Annotated in this window: 18 protein-coding genes and 5 pseudogenes; 11 read left to right on the forward strand and 12 right to left on the reverse strand. The window is 36.9% G+C overall.

Features of this window, described 5'->3' with window-relative positions:
- Window positions 1–37 precede the first annotated feature (37 nt).
- The 4 genes and pseudogenes from ArsFIN_RS10115 to ArsFIN_RS10125 form a co-directional block, all read right to left on the reverse strand.
- Window positions 38–289 carry a major coat protein gene (locus ArsFIN_RS10115; protein ID WP_026823655.1) on the reverse strand — a complete coding sequence of 84 codons (252 nt, stop codon included), beginning with the start codon at window positions 287–289 and terminating at the stop codon, window positions 38–40.
- Between the two features lie 91 nt (window positions 290–380).
- The gene (locus ArsFIN_RS28815; RefSeq protein WP_407061971.1) at window positions 381–485 is read right to left on the reverse strand and encodes a tail virion protein G7P-2; all 105 of its coding nucleotides are present in this window, start codon (window positions 483–485) and stop codon (window positions 381–383) included.
- A 3-nt stretch (window positions 486–488) separates the two neighbouring features.
- Entirely contained in the window at window positions 489–782 is a 294-nt protein-coding gene (locus ArsFIN_RS10120; RefSeq protein ID WP_026823656.1) for a hypothetical protein, read from the reverse strand.
- A gap of 20 nt (window positions 783–802) precedes the next feature.
- Window positions 803–2085 (reverse strand): annotated as a pseudogene (locus ArsFIN_RS10125) (phage/plasmid replication protein, II/X family).
- Between the two features lie 125 nt (window positions 2086–2210).
- On the opposite strand from ArsFIN_RS10125, the gene ArsFIN_RS10130 reads away from it, so the two are divergent.
- The 3 genes from ArsFIN_RS10130 (at window position 2211) to ArsFIN_RS10140 (ending at window position 3784) form a co-directional block, all read left to right on the forward strand.
- Window positions 2211–2408, forward strand: a complete 198-nt coding sequence (locus ArsFIN_RS10130) for a hypothetical protein (RefSeq protein ID WP_026823657.1) — start codon at window positions 2211–2213, stop codon at window positions 2406–2408.
- Between the two features lie 157 nt (window positions 2409–2565).
- On the forward strand, window positions 2566–2898 hold the full coding sequence (locus ArsFIN_RS10135; protein WP_026823658.1) for a hypothetical protein: 333 nt from the start codon (window positions 2566–2568) through the stop codon (window positions 2896–2898).
- A 418-nt stretch (window positions 2899–3316) separates the two neighbouring features.
- Window positions 3317–3784: an outer membrane lipoprotein gene (locus ArsFIN_RS10140; protein ID WP_026823659.1), complete on the forward strand. Its 468-nt coding sequence runs from the start codon at window positions 3317–3319 to the stop codon at window positions 3782–3784.
- A gap of 97 nt (window positions 3785–3881) precedes the next feature.
- On the opposite strand, the gene slyA is transcribed toward ArsFIN_RS10140, so the two are convergent.
- Entirely contained in the window at window positions 3882–4316 is a 435-nt protein-coding gene (gene slyA / locus ArsFIN_RS10145) for a transcriptional regulator SlyA (protein ID WP_026823660.1), read from the reverse strand.
- A gap of 873 nt (window positions 4317–5189) precedes the next feature.
- On the opposite strand from slyA, the gene gloA reads away from it, so the two are divergent.
- The gene (gene gloA, locus ArsFIN_RS10150; RefSeq protein WP_026823661.1) at window positions 5190–5597 is read left to right on the forward strand and encodes a lactoylglutathione lyase; all 408 of its coding nucleotides are present in this window, start codon (window positions 5190–5192) and stop codon (window positions 5595–5597) included.
- Between the two features lie 118 nt (window positions 5598–5715).
- On the forward strand, window positions 5716–6357 hold the full coding sequence (rnt, locus tag ArsFIN_RS10155; RefSeq protein ID WP_026823662.1) for a ribonuclease T: 642 nt from the start codon (window positions 5716–5718) through the stop codon (window positions 6355–6357).
- 71 nt (window positions 6358–6428) lie between these two features.
- On the opposite strand, the gene ArsFIN_RS10160 is transcribed toward rnt, so the two are convergent.
- On the reverse strand, window positions 6429–6776 hold the full coding sequence (locus tag ArsFIN_RS10160; RefSeq protein ID WP_026823663.1) for a Grx4 family monothiol glutaredoxin: 348 nt from the start codon (window positions 6774–6776) through the stop codon (window positions 6429–6431).
- 239 nt (window positions 6777–7015) lie between these two features.
- Between ArsFIN_RS10160 and ArsFIN_RS10165 the strand changes: the two are divergent.
- Both ArsFIN_RS10165 and ArsFIN_RS10170 read left to right on the forward strand, forming a co-directional pair.
- Window positions 7016–7399: pseudogene (locus tag ArsFIN_RS10165) on the forward strand (Fe-Mn family superoxide dismutase); the annotation flags it as partial.
- 87 nt (window positions 7400–7486) lie between these two features.
- Window positions 7487–8554, forward strand: a pseudogene (locus tag ArsFIN_RS10170) (IS91 family transposase); the annotation flags it as partial.
- Between the two features lie 67 nt (window positions 8555–8621).
- On the opposite strand, the gene istB reads toward ArsFIN_RS10170, so the two are convergent.
- Window positions 8622–9389, reverse strand: a complete 768-nt coding sequence (gene istB, locus ArsFIN_RS10175; protein WP_167876683.1) for an IS21-like element helper ATPase IstB — start codon at window positions 9387–9389, stop codon at window positions 8622–8624.
- Complete coding sequence (gene istA / locus ArsFIN_RS10180) at window positions 9386–10414, reverse strand: IS21 family transposase (protein ID WP_135677697.1); 1029 nt, start codon at window positions 10412–10414, stop codon at window positions 9386–9388. Before istA ends, istB begins: the two co-directional genes overlap by 4 nt.
- Before the next feature lie 90 nt (window positions 10415–10504).
- Between istA and ArsFIN_RS26320 the strand changes: the two are divergent.
- Both ArsFIN_RS26320 and ArsFIN_RS10185 read left to right on the forward strand, forming a co-directional pair.
- Window positions 10505–10663 (forward strand): annotated as a pseudogene (locus ArsFIN_RS26320) (IS91 family transposase); the annotation flags it as partial.
- A 156-nt stretch (window positions 10664–10819) separates the two neighbouring features.
- Window positions 10820–11017, forward strand: a pseudogene (locus ArsFIN_RS10185) (Fe-Mn family superoxide dismutase); the annotation flags it as partial.
- A gap of 219 nt (window positions 11018–11236) precedes the next feature.
- Here ArsFIN_RS10185 and ArsFIN_RS10190 read toward each other — a convergent pair.
- Window positions 11237–12139, reverse strand: coding sequence for a hypothetical protein (locus ArsFIN_RS10190; protein ID WP_026822818.1), 903 nt, complete (start codon window positions 12137–12139; stop codon window positions 11237–11239).
- Between the two features lie 494 nt (window positions 12140–12633).
- Here ArsFIN_RS10190 and pykF point away from each other — a divergent pair, with 494 nt between their 5' ends.
- Together pykF and ArsFIN_RS10200 are read left to right on the forward strand one after the other, a co-directional pair.
- Window positions 12634–14046, forward strand: a complete 1413-nt coding sequence (pykF, locus tag ArsFIN_RS10195; protein WP_026822819.1) for a pyruvate kinase PykF — start codon at window positions 12634–12636, stop codon at window positions 14044–14046.
- Window positions 14047–14605: 559 nt separating this feature from the next.
- Window positions 14606–14842 (forward strand): major outer membrane lipoprotein, encoded by a 237-nt coding sequence (locus tag ArsFIN_RS10200; RefSeq protein ID WP_026822820.1) that lies wholly within the window; start codon window positions 14606–14608, stop codon window positions 14840–14842.
- A gap of 173 nt (window positions 14843–15015) precedes the next feature.
- Here ArsFIN_RS10200 and ArsFIN_RS10205 read toward each other — a convergent pair whose 3' ends face one another.
- The 3 genes from ArsFIN_RS10205 to sufS form a co-directional block, all read right to left on the reverse strand.
- Entirely contained in the window at window positions 15016–15933 is a 918-nt protein-coding gene (locus ArsFIN_RS10205; RefSeq protein ID WP_034249620.1) for a L,D-transpeptidase family protein, read from the reverse strand.
- Window positions 15934–16013: 80 nt separating this feature from the next.
- A complete protein-coding gene (gene sufE, locus ArsFIN_RS10210; protein WP_026822821.1) occupies window positions 16014–16442 on the reverse strand; it encodes a cysteine desulfuration protein SufE in 429 nt (142 codons plus the stop codon).
- A gap of 31 nt (window positions 16443–16473) precedes the next feature.
- Window positions 16474–17730 carry a cysteine desulfurase SufS gene (gene sufS, locus ArsFIN_RS10215; protein ID WP_026822822.1) on the reverse strand — a complete coding sequence of 419 codons (1257 nt, stop codon included), beginning with the start codon at window positions 17728–17730 and terminating at the stop codon, window positions 16474–16476.
- Between the last annotated feature and the right edge of the window lies 1 nt (window position 17731).

Below are 17731 nucleotides of genomic sequence, written 5' to 3' on the forward strand. Positions count from 1 at the left end.
ACCCCTAAAAGTGGGGGCATTACCCCCCAACAGGCTATTAAACTGCTTTAGAAGAAAATTTCTTAAATAACCGAATTGCCAGCCCTGCGCCAACAACCGCAACGACAACAGGCCAAACCTTACCAATTAAAGTATTCGCCTGAGTGAGCAATGAATCCATCGCCTGACCCGCATAATCCGGTGTCGTAGCTGCACCACCTTCCGCTAACGCCATTCCTGAAAAAAGGAAAAGTGATACCGCGAGATATTTATTTAAAATAAATTCCTTTACGTTAGATAAGAATTTCATACTGAAACCTCCGCTAATTTTTTAAAGACTAAAATGGAGTAAGAAAACCCCCACCCAATAGCAAAAGCCGAGAATAAATAAACGATTTCCATTACCTCTGTCCTCCTGCTATAAATCCAAGACCGAAACATAAAACAATTCCAATCTCGAAAATCAGGTTATATATTTCAGGTAACCCTACTGTTGCCATAGCCATTACCTATTCTGCTAAATCGAGAAACATTTCAACGTTATGACCCGTCGAAGGTTGCCCTGTCTGCTTATCGTGATATCTAAACGAACGCTCAAAACCGGAAATACGGCAAACCAATTCATTCGCTTCTGAATCAATCGCCCCCACACGCCGTTTAGAACGAATTTTTACAACAGGCGGTTTAGAATAAGGGTCAGGAGCGGGTAAAATAACGGTGGTATAAACATGTCCATCATTAGACGTACTGACACGGGTCACTTTTCCACTAATCACCGTTTGATATAAGGGCAATGCAGCCATAATGGTTCACCTTTCTTGATTTAAGCGTTTGCAACTTGTTTAAATGGATAAATATTATTTTGACGTTCAAAAACACTGATTGGCTCGACATACCAGTCAGGACGTTGTTGAGAAAAATCGATATGGATAACTTTATAAAAAGGAATGACGTTAGATTTATCGCCCGTAAGATTTTGTAATTGTGATTTACTGATGCCAATATCAGTTAATAAAGTTAAGTAACGCCAAAAAGTCATTCGACTCATGGAATTAAGAACATTGTAAAATCCTTCATTGACTAAACGGCGATAAAAACCAAATATCCGTTGGGCTTTGGCATAGGAGATATTACCTTTTGGCGTAGTGGAATAATAATGTAATTTTAATCGTTCAAAAATATGTTCATCATCATAAATATTCATTTCCATTCCCCTCAGTGCCGTCAGCAAATCATCAAAACTTTTCATCCACAGATCGTAAATTAAATTAGCCCCACCACGTTCATAGTGTTGTTGATAAAGACAAAGCGCCGAAAAATTAACCGGGATCTGATTATCTTTTAAAAACCGTTTTTTTAATCGCCCTTCTAATCTCAACAGATTATTGGCAAAATCCGTCAGGCGTTTATCATTTAAAATGGCAAACTGATTAAGCAAAACCTCATCATTAGGATTAACCCGTAATTTTCTTTGTATTTCACCTAATCGTTTTGCCAATTCAAACGCTTTATAATAAATACACAATTCCCTGTGTTTAGAGCCACGGTTAAAATAGACGGTGGATTCATAATCGTTTGATTTCGTGGCTTTGGTTTGTCCATGACTAATATTTTTGAAATAGGCAATCACCTGTTTACAAATACTTTCCGTCGGTAATCTTACTGATAAGGTTGTATGAAGCTCAGAAACTTCGGTATTTGCCACATCTAACAAATTAAAAAGATGTGGCATGGAAGCCGCCAGATTGGTGATTAATTCCAAACCACATAATGCAATATTGGTTGAACCAAATACGTTATGCCCTGTAAAAGTTTGGCAGGTGAAGCTTTAAGATTGACACGCGGAAAAATCAAATGGGTTCCCTGATAAATCTTCATGCCCAAACTGGCAAAATGCGTTGGTAACGATTCAAAAGGATGCGCTAATCCCTGAACAGATAAATCCCCTTTTATTTCAAATTCCACATCACGAGCAGACAGGCGAATACCACTTAATTTAGCAATCTGAATAAAATCGATAGAGCCCCCTCCGTGCTCTCTATCACGGGATGTTCTCATCACATACTCGTCTTTAAATGGAATCTGCAATTCAAGGGAATCTATCATTTACAAATCTCAATATTTACATCATGCACACATGATATAAGAAACATTTGCATATTGTAAATACGCATGCGTGAAATGTTGAATAAAAAAAAGATATGATTAGTAACTAAAAGGGGAAATTTGTTATGACATCCAAGAGAGCAGATACAACAGTAAGAATAAACGAAGAAAGAAAGCTAGAACTAAAAAGGAAAATACTAGAAATAGGAAATAAAACAGGAGATATACTAAAACAATCAGAATTAGTAAGTTATCTTATAGATAATTATCTTGATGATGCAGTAAAAGATATAATAGCTAAAAAAACTGTCAGGAAAGCATAGATAAAATAACAATATCATTGTTATTAAATGTGGAAATAAAAGTTAAGTTTAAGTAAAAGTATATCAAAATGATACAAGAGTACATAATTAGAGTACATAATTAAAGAGTCATGCACTCTTAATTACGTAACATTTAATTAACAAATGGCTGATGTAAATGGAACAGAAAAAAATAATAAAACGACTAAAAGAAATAGAAATTGAATTTAGAAAAAATAACCCTGACGTCATCGGTTATACCCTGTTTAATATCGTTAATCGACGTTTTGTGACAATGAAAGAAAATGGATTTGGAATGCCTATCTATACGGATAATCTTGAAATAGCTTATTTTGAAGATACAAAATTTCCCGCATTGATAAGTAGAGAATTGTTACCAGAACCTGATAAATTCGATATTGCGGTTGTTCCACTAATCAAAAACCCCCTATTTGGGCTTAGCGTCAAGTCAGGCTACCTAGATCGACATAACCGCAGGTTCGCACAATAGCGTTATGTGTAAATGGCCGCCGTCTGCGAGGAGCTATTTTCGCAGACGGCTATTCAACATAACGGCATTGTACATATAGCGACCTGCTTTCATGTTTGTCCTCTGATTATTTTTCTCTATACTTCATTGCAGTCATTCAATATACTCATTGTCATGGTTTTTTACTTTAAAAATTTAACTTGTTGAAATAAAACATAAAATAACAATTTAAAAATATTTTAATTAAATATAAATTAATTAAGCTGAATTTATTACTTTAAGAAAAAATTATTAATGTTTAGACTATATTTAGATTGTAGAAAGTAAATTAATTTTGCTATTGTCTGATTATCCAGTTCGTTTATATATAATAAATTATGATATCTGTGTATTCATGATTATTATTATACTGTACATCAGATTTCCAAAAGGAGTAATCATGTTAAAGCAAGTTCTCGTCGGTATTTTTACAGTTACAGCTTTATCTGGCTGTATAAATACAGGTAGTCTTTCTGGGGACACTTATACCGCTTCGCAAGCTAAACAAGTACAAAGCGTAACCTATGGTACAGTTACTCGCATAACCCCGGTTAATATTCAGGCCGGCGGTGACGAAAACATCATAGGTGCACTGGGTGGTGCTGTTCTTGGTGGACTATTGGGTAATACAGTTGGCGGGGGCACAGGAAAAACCCTGGCAACGGCAGCGGGCGCGATTGCAGGTGGTGTTGCCGGTCAAAATGTTCAAGGGGCACTTAACAAAACAAAAGGTGTTCAATTAGAAATTAGGCTGGATAATGGCCGCATTATCTCTGTGGTACAAAAAGGTGATCCAAATAGTTTCCGTAATGGGCAACGTGTATCTATTATAGGTAGTGGAAATAACATAACTGTTTCACCTCGTTAACTCAACTAAAATAGCATACCGCGGCTAAATTTAAATAATTAGCCGCGTATGAATTAAATTATAATGCCATTTATTCTTTTTATTATTCTATCATATCTTACGAATGATTATGTAACCGAATAATATTTTGCTCGAGTTTTAATATCAATGAATAAAGTGTATTTAATTCATCATGTGTAATACCTCCTAATATCTCCTTTCGTGTTTTTTCAATTACATCATCAACCTGTTTAATAAATGGCATCGATTCTTCTGTTAATTTAATTCTTTTTGCTCGTCTGTCGTTGACACAGGTGTGACGCGTAATCAATTTCTTTTCTTCTAATTGATCGAGGGTTCTAACTAGCGATGGCTGTTCAATACCTATTGCTTTGGCCAATTGAATTTGTGATTGATCAGGCGGTAGCTGGCTAATGTTATATAAGGTTACCCAATGAGTTTGGGTGAGTTTTAATGGTTTCAGACGATGATCAATCAATGCTCGCCAGACTCGAACTAAACGCGCAAGATCAGTTCCTATTTTTGATTCCAATTGTTCCTCCTTAAAAATAGAATACCATCAATATCTATAATTATTAAATTGCCAATTAATATTCTAGAAATATATATCCATTTCTATTCACTAAGATATTAATATAGAAATGAGTAAAGGTTTATATTTAGCATTGTAATATATAAATTTATATTTCATTATTAGTATATTAATTTGACTTAATTAGTGCTCTAATCATTACCCACTTATTTACTATATAAAACAAAAGGCTATTAGTTAAATATCCTTATAAGAATAGCCTTCATCTAAATTCTATTCTATATGTTTTTATATTAATATTATTTTTAATTTGCAAAAAATAGACAATAAAAAATAAAAATCATTATAAAACAAGTTATTATAAATATTCTTAAAAGCATTTATTCAGCTATACTTAGATACTAAGTCTATATTGATTTTTAATAAATTACCTGAAAGTTGAAAAAAACTAATAAAAACTTATTATATCTTAAATAAATAATACCAAATAAAATAAGCTAATAAGTTAACAAATTATTTGAAAATAAAAAATATAGCTAAGCAATAAATTAATGTCTTACTCGTTGGTAATAATAAACAAGTAATTGTTATGCATTACTGATGCATACTTAGCAAATAAATTTAATCGTTCAGTTTACAATATTATGATTACAAATAGCTTATAACAACATCATCAATTAGTTATAATGAATAGCAATTATAAAGTTAGTATAAAGACATTCTTAAATAGTCAATGTTCAACACTAAAACAACACAATCAATTATATTGTAAATTTTAATTAATCAACAAACTATATAAATTGAAATAATAGTAAAGTTCACGTTATATTAATATCAGTAATGAATGGTTTTAAACTTACAAAAGAGGTTTATATGCGCTTACTTCATACCATGTTACGTGTTGGCTCTCTGCAACGCTCAATTCACTTTTATACTGAAATATTAGGTATGCGTCTATTACGCACAAGTGAAAATCCTGAATACAAATACTCACTTGCCTTCGTTGGCTATGATGATGAAAGTAAAGGAGCCGTGATAGAATTAACCTATAATTGGAATGTTGAGCATTACGAAATGGGCACCGCCTTTGGTCACATTGCACTAGGGGTTGATAACGTTGCAGATACATGTAATAGCATACGTCAAGCAGGTGGCAAGGTGACGCGCGAAGCTGGACCAGTTAAAGGCGGCTCAACGATTATTGCATTTGTGGAAGATCCAGATGGCTATAAAATTGAACTGATTGAAAATAAAAATGCCTGTAATGCTTTAGGTAGCTAATCCTTTACGTCATGGAATGAGCATATATCCATACATTTTCTATACTTAAGCCAATTTAATGCATTTTAACCAAAATTTGGCATAATATTTTTATTCTCAAGTATAAAGTCTTAAGCAAATGTCTAATAAAAAAAATGATGTTAACACGCTAGCAAAGCGTTTTCGAGGTTATTATCCTGTTGTTATCGATGTAGAAACTGGTGGGTTTAATGCACAACAAGACGCGCTTTTAGAAGTTGCGGCAATGACGCTAAAAATGGATCAAGAGGGTTGGTTACAGATTGATGAAAAACGCCATTTCCATGTTGCACCTTTTGTGGGAGCAAATATAGAAGCAACTGCACTCGCTTTTACGGGTATTGACCCAAATAATCCTTTACGTAACGCTGTCGATGAATATACGGCTTTACATGCCATTTTTAAGATGGTTAGAAAAGGCATCAAAAATAACGATTGCAATCGCGCAATTATCGTAGCCCACAATGCCAATTTTGATCATAGTTTTATTATGGCCGCCGCTCAACGAGCAAATTTAAAACGTAATCCATTCCACCCCTTTGCCACTTTCGATACGGCTACACTCAGCGGGCTGGTTTTTGGTCAAACAATTTTAGCCAAAGCTTGTTATACCGCCGGGATCCCATTTGACGGCAAACAAGCACATGGTGCACTATACGATACCGATAGAACAGCATTGCTGTTTTGTGAAATTGTTAATAAATGGAAAAAATTAGGTGGCTGGCCACTAACAACCGATTGATAACCAAAGGCAGTGGTAACACATAATTACACTGCCTTCTAACTAGTTAGTTATATTATAAAATTATTTATCTATTCAGCACCTGGTTGTTCTGAAGTGCGATATTTATCGGCAGTTGCAGTGATCAATTTCTGCAATTCACCCTGCTGATACATTTCAATAATAATATCACAACCGCCAATTAGCTCACCTTCAATCCATAACTGAGGAAATGTTGGCCAATTGGCATACTTAGGTAACTCACTGCGAATATCAGGGTTTTGCAAAATATCTACATAAGCAAAACGCTCACCACAAGCAGAAAGGGCTTGAACCGCCTGAGCTGAAAAACCACAGCTTGGAAATTTAGGTGAGCCTTTCATGTATAAAAGAATTGGATTCTCTTTTATCTGGCGTTCAATTTTTTCTATTGTCGTCATTGTCACTTCCTTAAAAAACTAAATTTATTATTTTGCACTACGCGAACATAACATTGATTAAGAATACCATTTTCTATCAATACTTGATAACCCTTCGCTGCTATCTTTATTATGTTTCAAACATATTTAATAAAACGTCTTAGTATAATTAGTATGTTATCTATATAAAAATGATAATTTCAATACGGTTATATTTTGTATTTTCAACTGGTTGCGCAAGATAAAAAAAGGAGTCTGCAATGTCTTTCCAATTACCGTCATTACCTTATGCTAAAAATGCCTTAGAGCCCCATATTTCTCAGGAAACGTTAGAATACCATTATGGCAAACACCATAGCACTTATGTCAATAATCTAAATAATTTAATTAAAGACACTAACTTTGCGGGGAAAACATTAGAAGAAATTATAAAAACTGCACAAGGAGGAATTTTTAATAATGCTGCCCAAGTTTGGAATCATACCTTTTATTGGCATTGTTTAGCGCCTAATGCCGGTGGCGAACCAACAGGTAAAATAGCTGAGGCCATTAATCAAAATTTTGAGGAATTTGAAAAATTTAAGAAACAATTTACCGATGCGGCGATTAAAAACTTTGGTTCAGGCTGGACGTGGTTAGTCAAAGAACATAAGCACGCCTTTGGCGTGAGCATCGCGGCAAAGGCGCTCTATTTCTAGGCAATTCCCTTCTCGTCTTTTATACTCTGCTCTATGTACATCCCCAGACCTGCAAAACTGCTATTTCAATACGATGACGGATGGAACCTTTTCATCGAAAATAATTACGTGGATGAATGGCAACTACTCTCTGTCGAAAAGATGCTCGCCTGCAGCACCTGCGCTATGGGCGTTCGCCGTTATTGCTGTTCTTCACCTGAATGCTCTCATTCACGCTTCTTTTGTCAAACCTGTAAATCCAAAGCCTGCAGTGCGTGTGGCCTCAAAGGCACCGAACAGTGGATTGCCCAGCAGCGCCATATTTTGCCGGATTGCGAATGGCAACATATTACCCTCACTATGCCTCACCTACTTTGGCCTTTTTTTAACAATAACTGGTACTTGCTCAACCAACTCTTTCGCTGTGCAACCCGCGCCATGCTCAAACACGCCAAGCGCCAAGGCCTCGAAATTGGCATTTTTTGTGCGCTGCATACTTACGGTCGCCAACTCAATCAACATCCGCATATTCATTTATCCGTCACGCGTGGGGGACTCACTCAATATGACACCTGGAAACCGATTTTCTTTAAAAAGAAAGACGTTGAAAAGGTCTGGCGCAGTGCGGTCATTCGACTCCTTAGGGATAACTATTTTCAGTTACAACCCAATAAATTGCCTGGCTTCGGGCACATTCGCAATTATCAGACCTGGTGCCGTTACCTCAATGCCCAGTTTCAACGTTATTGGAAAGTACATTTTGCCAAAAAGACACGCGGGGCCTGGCATAATGTGAAATATCTGGGCCGTTATCTTAAACGTCCCCCTATCTCCGCTTCTCAATTGAAACACTACAGCGGCGGCACCGTGGTTCATCATTACTATGACCACCACAGCCAACAATACAGACGACAGACCTTATCCCAAGAAGAAATGATACGGCGTTATGTCAGTCATATCCCTGCGCGACATTTTAAGATGATCCGTTATTACGGTTTTTTAGCCAATCGCAAACGCGGGTGCTTATTACCGAAGGTGTATGAGGCGTTAGACATGATATCTCCTAATGTGCCTGAAAAACCTGGGTTTGGGGCCCTTATCAAAGGTTTTTTAAATACTGATGTCAACGATCACCGAAAACTGATCCACTTTTTATCTAAATCCGATCAATCAAAATTGATCCACTGTTTTACTCAGTTATTGCTCCTGAGCGCCGCTTATCTTTCAATCGGTAGCTTTCACCGCTTAATTGCAGTACATGCGAATGATGAAGTAAACGATCAAGCATAGCGGCAGTTAATGTTGCGTCATCAGCAAAAGCACTTGGCCATTGCCCAAATGATAGGTTACTCGTCAATATGACACTGCCATGCTCATAACGCTTGGCAATCACATTGAAAAACAGGTTTGCTTCTTCTCGCCCAAACGGCAGGTATCCAATCTCATCGATAATCAACAACTTCGGGGCCATCACCGAACGTGATAGATATTGTTTGAGCTTATTTTGTCGTTTGGCAGTTGAGAGTTGCAACATCAGTTCAGCTGCCGTGGTAAAGCGGGTTTTCTTCTTGGCCTGTACTGCTTTTAATCCTAACCCAATAGCTAAATGCGTTTTGCCTACACCGCTTGGGCCAAGCAACACGACATTTTCATTACGTTCAATAAACGTTAATGCGCTTAATTCCTGTATGTGTTGTTTGGGGATCCCCGTTGCAAACTTAAAATCGAACGTATTAAGTTCTTTATGTGCTGGGAATCCTGCCATCCGACTCAAAAGATTACGAGTTCGTTCATCTCGTTGTTGTTGCTCACATTTTAACAGGGACAGTAAAAACTCTCCGTAGCTTTTGTCTTGGGCAATGCATTTTTCGGCAAGTGATGACCAATGAGTCGGAATAGAATTTAATTTCAATGACTCACACAGGTGTTCAATTTGTTCATGCAATAACATGTTCATGTCCCTCCCAGTAATGCTTCGTATACGCTGATTGAGTGTTGCAAACTGACAGATTCAAGGGGCGGTACGATAGGGATATTAAGCGTATTAGTCTGTGGGATAGATTGGCAAACCCTTGCTGGTAAGGGTAGAAGAGACTTAACTTCCTTAGCTAATCTATCTGCTGGCTTCTCTAACGTTGTTCCATGAATTCGCTGATGGGCAACGCGTTGTAACCATGGACCCACTTTTGCATTAGCTATTTCAATATCCAGTTCAAGATTATGAGCACGAAGGTCGGTGTTTAATGGCACGATAAAGCTGTTTTTTAAATAGTGGTTAAAGCGCTCTACTTTCCCTTTCGTTTTTGCCCTGTAGGGCTTGCAAGCCTTCAATTTAAACCCGTAATCTTTCGACATTTGAAGCATTTCGACATGTAATTTATGATCACCTTCTGCATAAGCATCCCGTTCGATGATGAGGGATTTTGCGTTATCACACAATACTTCCTGTGGTACACCACCAAAGTAGTCGAAAGCTTCTCTTAAACCTTGCTGCCACGATTCTGCTCGTTCATTATCAAAGAACTTTACATAACTCGCACGCGAATAGCCTAGCGTTGCAACAAACGCTTTCAGCGATTTTTTACCTCGCCGGATGCTGGTGAAGTCGATTTGCATTTGTTGACCTGGCTGTGTTTCAAAACGGACGACTACTTCGGGAACAATGCTTGGTTTAAATTGACAAACAAATCGGCGTAATTGAGCAATACCACCTTGATAGCCGTTTTCAACTACCTCATCAAATAAGACTGTTGCAGGGATCCAATCAGGTTTAGCCAGTTCAATTCGCTGAAGCAAATAAGGTTTAAAGGGGGATAATTTAGTCGGTTGTTGACTTCTTTTAGCATAAGTTGGCATTGTCTGTTGTTGTAAATGATGTTTTACGGTGTTACGGGATATACCCAACTCACTGGCAATTTTTCGAAGGCTTTGTCCTTGTGCAAAGCGAACATGAATATCCACAAATATCTCCTTGGTTAACATAAATTATCCGTACAAAAATGTGCGAATAATACCAAGTGGATCAGTTTTAGATGATCGTTAGTGGATCAGTTTTGCATGATCGGTGACACCCTTATCAAAGGTTTTTTAAATACTGACCCGTACCAATGTATTTTATGTGGAAACCGATTGCGGTTTATGAGTGCGGAAAAAGGAATACACGCCGTCACTTTACTGTCAGAAAGGCGGGATAAAATGGTCAAAAAACGATGGTTACAAACCGCAGCCTAGGAGCAGTGTGCCTATTATTAGGCTTTTAGATGATAATTTAACCGAATTACTGTTCTCATGGTTAATCAACGAGAAAACTGTCAGAATTTAATAGAAATATTAAGTTCAAAACACCTCCATTAATGCCTTACTGTATTGATTGAGATTCCTAACCATCAAGCAAATGGAAAGCTTTCCATCGTCAATACTTCAAATGCTGCAACACCCCTTACCGGTAACGATAAACCATTGCTGACTGTCGATATCTGGGAACATGCTTACTATATAGATTATCGTAATGTACGAGCAGAATATTTGACCAACTTTTGGTCACTGGTTAACTGGCAATTTGTCGAACAAAATTTATTGCAATAATTTATCGAATTTGATTTAAAACAGCGTTAAGAAGTTAAACAGCCATAACAGACGCTTAGCTATGGCTGTTATTGAGTATTCTCACTAACTGCAATGCCATAATTAATATCCAAATAACATCCTAAATTACAATCTATGGCACTATGAGTAAAATACGGATAATTTGTTATTAATCTAGTTGCTTTTCAATTGTTAATTTTCTCTTAATTCTTCGTTTATTTATCCGTTAATTGATGGATCATCCCCTTCCATGGGCGCTCTAGCTGAAGAAATGCTTTCAGCGCTGTTTTGACTTAGCCTTTCAGACGAACCCACCACTGATGATAATGAATGTCGCCCATTAGGTGCCTTCTCAATGGGGATAAAGTTCTCCTCCCAGCCAGACAAATTGCCTCCTACCATTTCGACTTCTGCAAACGGGGCCAAATCCCGGTTTATTATTAATTCTTCACTCTCAACAGCTCGACCTTCAGCGGCTCTACGTTCTGCAGCTCTTATATTATCAATATTTGAGTCATAAAAATCCTCTTGTTCTCTTTGTGCCAGCAATCTATTAAAGACTTCAACATTGAGAGTCGAATTTATACCATTTTCTTCAGCATGCAACGGTGAAAGTTCATTTTCTGCTACTGGCTGAGCGACTTGCCCACGATCTAATTGATTAATATATTCTCTGAGATCCCGAATTTGTTCGCTAGAAGCCCTTTCTAATTCAGGTAACCCATAATTAAGTTCACTAAGAGATGAAACACCATAATTAACAATATTTCTTTCAATATTAAAAGTCTCTGACTGCGTATACAGCGAAATATTGGGATCAACGCATTCAGTCATATTTAAGGCCATATTAGGTACTAGCTGCACATCTTCTGAGCTAATATTAGTGCATTGCATTGAGACCGTTAGGCGATTTGCACTAGTCGATTGTGCAGCACTCGATTCCAGTCCACTACTCATCATAGCCGACGGCCTATCGATATGATTATTACTGACATGTCGAATTTGCTGTGCCAAGTGAGAATTCATTGGGCGTGATGAGGAAATAGTAATATCATCTACTTCACCAATCTGAATCGTGGTTATATTGCTTTGCGGATAGTTATGAATAACTTGTCTAAACATGAATATTCCCCTTAAATCTTCTATAATTATTTACCAAAACACAATTTAATAGAATTAAATATCAAATATTCAATTTTATTTAAAATGAAATGACATTATTCCCTGTTGAGTATATAAATAAACAGTTAGCTTTGCTGAATATTTTCAGTCAAATTTTATCATTTCAGATAAAATTTACCGACGCTATTATTTTCTAGCGAACATCCTGACAATTAGCTTATGTTTATATTGCTCTTACGTTGATAGCATGAATAGTGCTAACTACAAATATCATTATGCGTTATATATTATTTAATGATGCAGCGGATTAATAAGCGGCTAGTTGCAATAATAACGCATGATATTTATACTTGAGCCACTTGCTTTATCTTTATTAAATACCAGTGGATTTTTAGCTATTTGTTACGGCGTATAACCTATATCAAGGCAAAAACTGATATAAACACCGCAATTAATTCATAAAATACTGCTATAAAACCTGTAGATTAATTGTCATGAAAAAAACCAAAATTGTTTGTACTATCGGCCCCAAAACTGAATCTGAAGAAAAACTGTTACAATTGCTGAATGCTGGCATGAATGTCATGCGACTAAATTTCTCCCATGGTGATCATGAAGAACATGGTCAACGCATTAAAAATCTTCGTGCCGTCTGTCGCCAAAAAAACCATCAGGCCGCTATATTATTAGATACCAAAGGGCCAGAGATCCGCACAATGCGGCTTGAAGACGGCAAGGATGTATCGCTAACCGCTGGACAAAATTTTACCTTTACAACCGACACATCAGTGATAGGTAATCAGGAGCGTGTTGCTGTAACCTACGCAGGTTTACCTAATGATCTTAAGCCTGGTAACACTATCCTGGTTGATGATGGCTTAATCGGTATGGAAGTTTTATCTGTTACCGCTAGTGATGTCATCTGTCGGGTACTTAATAATGGCGATTTAGGTGAAAATAAAGGCGTTAATTTACCAGGTGTATCGATAGGCTTGCCCGCCCTGGCAGAAAAAGATAAACAAGATCTCGTTTTTGGTTGTCAGCAAGGCGTTGATTTTGTTGCTGCTTCCTTTATCCGCAAACGCGCTGATGTAGAAGAAATCCGCGACCACCTAGCGCAGCATGGTGGTAAAAATATCCAAATCATTGCTAAAATTGAAAATCAAGAAGGGTTAAACAACTTCGATGAAATTTTAGAGGCCTCTGATGGGATTATGGTGGCTCGCGGTGATCTTGGCGTCGAGATCCCGGTCGAAGAAGTTATTTTTGCACAAAAGATGATGATCGAAAAATGCGTTGCTGCTCGTAAAATTGTCATTACTGCCACCCAAATGTTAGATTCGATGATCAAAAACCCTCGGCCTACTCGTGCCGAAGCCGGTGATGTTGCCAATGCTATTTTGGACGGTACTGATGCGGTTATGCTATCTGGCGAAAGCGCGAAAGGAAAATATCCTATCGAAGCAGTAAAAATTATGGCGACTATTTGCGTTCGTACCGATCGGGTTATGCCAAGCCGCATTGATGATAGCAAAATAAACCAAAAATTACGTATTACTGAAGCGGTTTGCCGCGGTGCAGTTGAAATGGCGGAAAAGTTAAACTCGCAATTGATTATTGTAGCAACCTACGGCGGTAAATCAGCAAAATCAGTACGTAAATATTTTCCAACAGCCCCGATCCTTGCTTTAACAACCAATGAAGAAACTGCCCGTCAATTATTATTAGTTAAAGGCGTTATTCCGCAATTAGTAAAAGAAATTGCCTCTACAGACGATTTCTATCGTATTGGTAAACAGGTTGCTTTAACAAATAATATGGCCGAAAAAGGTGATGTTGTTGTTATGGTTTCAGGTGCATTAGTGCCAAGTGGCACGACAAATACCTCATCTGTTCATATTTTATAATTCTGTTAACAAAAATAAATTCCTCTGAATAAAATAGCGGGGAATTTATTTTTTCTTTTTTTAATAAAGAAATATTAGATGGCAAATATCTAATATTGGTAATTTATAATCGAAAAGGCCATTAGCTACTTTTGCCATTGAGTATTTATTTAAAACCCATTCTATTAACCCAAAACTAATATTTCCAGCTAAAAAAGATCTTAATCCGCATGTTATTTAAAAAATAACTGTTATCGCATTAATTTTATTTTATATCAGTGGTAAAAATATTTGTCAAAATAACCCAATGAGATAATTTTAAAATGCCCCTACGCAAGCAAAATGAACAAAAAATAAACAAATTTATTCTCTTTTCTTAATTTTATTAAACAACTTGTCAGATTTTAAGTAGAAAATATTCTAATTAAGTACTAGCATAAGAATAAGTAAGTATTCTGCCTGAATTTGAAAAAGATCTAATAATTCAAAGTTAGAGACAGAAATTTATTCTCTGTTTTGCCAGGAATGTGTAATACTTACCTTGCTACTTGGAGATTAACTAAATCTAGAGGGTAATATAATGAATCGTACTAAAGTTGTACTGGGCTCTATCGTTCTGGCTTCTGCGTTGTTAGCAGGCTGTTCAAACAGTAGCCAAATTAACAAACTGTCCTCAGATGTTCAAACGTTAAACGGTAAAGTCGATCAACTATCAAATGACGTTCAGTCATTACGTAGTGATGTTCAGACTGCTAAAGATGAAGCTGCTCGTGCTAATCAACGTTTGGATAATCAAGTTCGTAGATATAAAAAGTAATCCAATTGTATTTAACGGATCACTCGATATATTAATAAGGCACCCATTGGGTGCCTTATTATTTATTACATACAACTAATTTTTAATAATACCATTATTTGATTATTTATTAATTCACTAGTTTTTATAAAAAATAGCAAATCTACTCCTATGCATCGCCATCTAATATTAATTTATGTCTTATTTACCTTTACTGGCATTCCTGAACGGCGTGCTACTGCTTGAGCAACTAATTTCTGATCAATGCCAGGTTGTTGCAAAAATGCCTTAAACTCATTGCTATAAATTAATGGCATCGTTTGCGGGTCATCAGACTCCCTTTTAGATAACGGTTGATGAACTTCGATGTAATAGCTTCCATCAGGCTCTTTAGCGTACTTAATGGGTTCATTAATTACCTGTACTCGTGTTCCTACTGGTATAGAGTAAAATAATGCTTCTATATCCTCAGGTCTTAAACGTATACAGCCGGAACTAACCCGTAATCCAATACCAAAATTAGCATTAGTACCATGGATCAGATATTGTCCCTTACCGTAAGATAATCGCAAGGCATACAGCCCCATTGGATTATCAGGCCCTGCTGGAAATACTGCCGGCAAAATAACGCCATCGGCAGCATAACGTTTACGGATATTCGCTGTCGGCGTCCAAGTTGGATTTTTAATCAATTGACTAACAGTTGTCACCATTTTAGGCGTGTTAGCACCCAATTGGCCGATACCAATAGGGTAAACAATGACTTTATTGCTTCCTTTAGGAAAATAATACAGTCGCAATTCAGCTAAATTAACAATGATTCCATCACGTTTAGTTGCTGGTAATAACATTTGCGATGGAATAATCAATGTCATACCGGCTTTAGGTAAGTAAGGGTCAGTACCTGGATTAGCTTCCAACATACCAAGTAAACCTATCTGAAATTCACTTGCAATAGCTTCCAGTGGACGCCCATCATTAGGCACCACATAATGACTATTTTCCCCAATTAAACGTGCTGTAGTGGATGGCAAGGAGTATTCAGCAGCACTGACATTGACAGTCAGCCCGCTTAAAAACAACAAGCCGATAAATAATAGAATTCTCTTCATACTTTTTCCTCCTAAGGAACGTACAAAGTTTATCGGATGAATAAGCGTCACTTTAATAATATCAGTAGTTAACTAAATGTTTAAGTGCTTGATTGGATAATTTTTTCGGCTCGCTGGTGGATTGTTCTGATCATAGCATGCAATCCCTGGCTTCTTGATGGCGTTAAATGCTGCTCCAATGACAACTTTTGGAAAAAAGTTTTACTATCTGTCGTCAAAATTTGTTGTCCTGTTTTATTTTGGAAAATAATTATTACTAGTGCAATCAATCCCTTAACTATAGCCGCATCGCTGTCACCCGCAAATTGAATCCGACCGTTACTATCGGGTTGCATAACAATCCAAACCTGGCTTTGACAACCTGAGACCTGGTTTTTTACTTGTTTTTGTTGATCACTTAGCGGTAATAATTTTTCCCCTAATTCAATTAAATAAAGATATCGCTCTTCCCAGTTTTGACAACGTGAAAAATTACGCAACAATTTATTCTCATCAGGTAAGGCTGACATCATTCTACCCTTATATGTACTTTAAAACAGATTAACCCAGTAATTTTTCAATATGTTGTAGTTTTTCAACCAAAATATCAATTTCTTCTTTAGTAGTATAAACCGCTAGCGAAGCACGGCACATAGCTGGTACTTGATACAAATCCATCAATGGCAACGCACAATGGTGACCTGTTCGTATAGCAATAGCATAATTATCTAAAAAACTACCGACATCATAAGCATGATGATCACCTAAATTAAAGGCAATAACCCCTTGGCGTTCCTCTGAACCGTAAAGACGCAAAGAATTTACCATACTCAAACGATGGTTAGCATACTGCATTAATGTAGTTTCATGAGCCAATATTTGGTCATAACCAATATTATTAACATAACGTAATGCCTCACCTAAGCCAATAATGCCAACAATATTTGGCGTGCCTGCTTCGAATCGCCATGGCACCTTTTCATAGCTAATATTGATTTTTGAGTGCTCAGCTAACGTCATACAGACTTTATCAATCATGGCTCCACCACCTTGCCAAGGCGGTAAAGCATTTAATAATGCTTTTCTACCATATAAAACACCTATTCCGGTAGGTCCATACAGTTTATGGCCGGAAAAAACATAAAAATCACAATCTAAATCTTGGACATCAATCATTTGATGCATAATGCTTTGGGCACCATCAAGTAAAATATGCAATTGCGCTGCTTTTTTTTCTGCACATTGGCGAGCATAGGCAATAATCTGTTTTACTGGGTTAACAGTTCCCAAAACATTGGACATATGAGTAAAAGAGAGTAATCGAGTCCGGCCATCGATTAGCTTATCCAATTGTTCAAAAATTAATTTTCCATCATGATCAATAGGTAATATACGAATATCAAAACCTATCTGGCCAGCAAGCAGGTGCCAAGGAACGATGTTCGCGTGATGTTCCATTTGGCTAATAATAATATTATCGCCTGGTTTGATAAACCCACGGCCATAACTATTAGCAATTAAATTTATGCCTTCTGTTGTTCCTTTAACAAAAACAATTTCTTCAGCATTAGCTGCATGAATAAAATCAGCGACTTGCTGGCGAACATTTTCCACCATCGCAGTTGCTTTACTGCTTAAGCTGTGGATCCCTCGGTGTACCGCCGCATAGTGATGACAAAGAAACTCTTTTTCTTTTTCAATTACTTGTATCGGTTTTTGCGCACTAGCAGCACTATCCAAATAAACCAACGGTTGACCCTTGATTTTTTCTGCCAGCATAGGAAAATCTTTGCGAATGGAGGCCACTGAAAATGTCATA

The organism is Arsenophonus nasoniae (assembly GCF_004768525.1).
Lineage (GTDB): Bacteria > Pseudomonadota > Gammaproteobacteria > Enterobacterales > Enterobacteriaceae > Arsenophonus > Arsenophonus nasoniae.

Excerpts from the sequence above, each read along its gene's own strand:
- ArsFIN_RS10120 (WP_026823656.1), bottom strand. The coding sequence starts at position 782 with ATGGCTGCATTGCCCTTATATCAAACGGTGATTAGTGGAAAAGTGACC.
- rnt (WP_026823662.1), top strand. The coding sequence starts at position 5,716 with ATGTCTAATAAAAAAAATGATGTTAACACGCTAGCAAAGCGTTTTCGA.
- ArsFIN_RS10115 (WP_026823655.1), bottom strand. The coding sequence starts at position 289 with ATGAAATTCTTATCTAACGTAAAGGAATTTATTTTAAATAAATATCTC.
- istB (WP_167876683.1), bottom strand. The coding sequence starts at position 9,389 with ATGAACATGTTATTGCATGAACAAATTGAACACCTGTGTGAGTCATTG.
- ArsFIN_RS10205 (WP_034249620.1), bottom strand. The coding sequence starts at position 15,933 with ATGAAGAGAATTCTATTATTTATCGGCTTGTTGTTTTTAAGCGGGCTG.
- pykF (WP_026822819.1), top strand. The coding sequence starts at position 12,634 with ATGAAAAAAACCAAAATTGTTTGTACTATCGGCCCCAAAACTGAATCT.
- ArsFIN_RS10140 (WP_026823659.1), top strand. The coding sequence starts at position 3,317 with ATGTTAAAGCAAGTTCTCGTCGGTATTTTTACAGTTACAGCTTTATCT.
- ArsFIN_RS28815 (WP_407061971.1), bottom strand. The coding sequence starts at position 485 with ATGGCTATGGCAACAGTAGGGTTACCTGAAATATATAACCTGATTTTC.
- ArsFIN_RS10200 (WP_026822820.1), top strand. The coding sequence starts at position 14,606 with ATGAATCGTACTAAAGTTGTACTGGGCTCTATCGTTCTGGCTTCTGCG.
- ArsFIN_RS10130 (WP_026823657.1), top strand. The coding sequence starts at position 2,211 with ATGACATCCAAGAGAGCAGATACAACAGTAAGAATAAACGAAGAAAGA.
- ArsFIN_RS10135 (WP_026823658.1), top strand. The coding sequence starts at position 2,566 with ATGGAACAGAAAAAAATAATAAAACGACTAAAAGAAATAGAAATTGAA.
- ArsFIN_RS10190 (WP_026822818.1), bottom strand. The coding sequence starts at position 12,139 with ATGTTTAGACAAGTTATTCATAACTATCCGCAAAGCAATATAACCACG.
- gloA (WP_026823661.1), top strand. The coding sequence starts at position 5,190 with ATGCGCTTACTTCATACCATGTTACGTGTTGGCTCTCTGCAACGCTCA.
- ArsFIN_RS10160 (WP_026823663.1), bottom strand. The coding sequence starts at position 6,776 with ATGACGACAATAGAAAAAATTGAACGCCAGATAAAAGAGAATCCAATT.
- sufS (WP_026822822.1), bottom strand. The coding sequence starts at position 17,730 with ATGACATTTTCAGTGGCCTCCATTCGCAAAGATTTTCCTATGCTGGCA.
- sufE (WP_026822821.1), bottom strand. The coding sequence starts at position 16,442 with ATGTCAGCCTTACCTGATGAGAATAAATTGTTGCGTAATTTTTCACGT.
- istA (WP_135677697.1), bottom strand. The coding sequence starts at position 10,414 with ATGTTAACCAAGGAGATATTTGTGGATATTCATGTTCGCTTTGCACAA.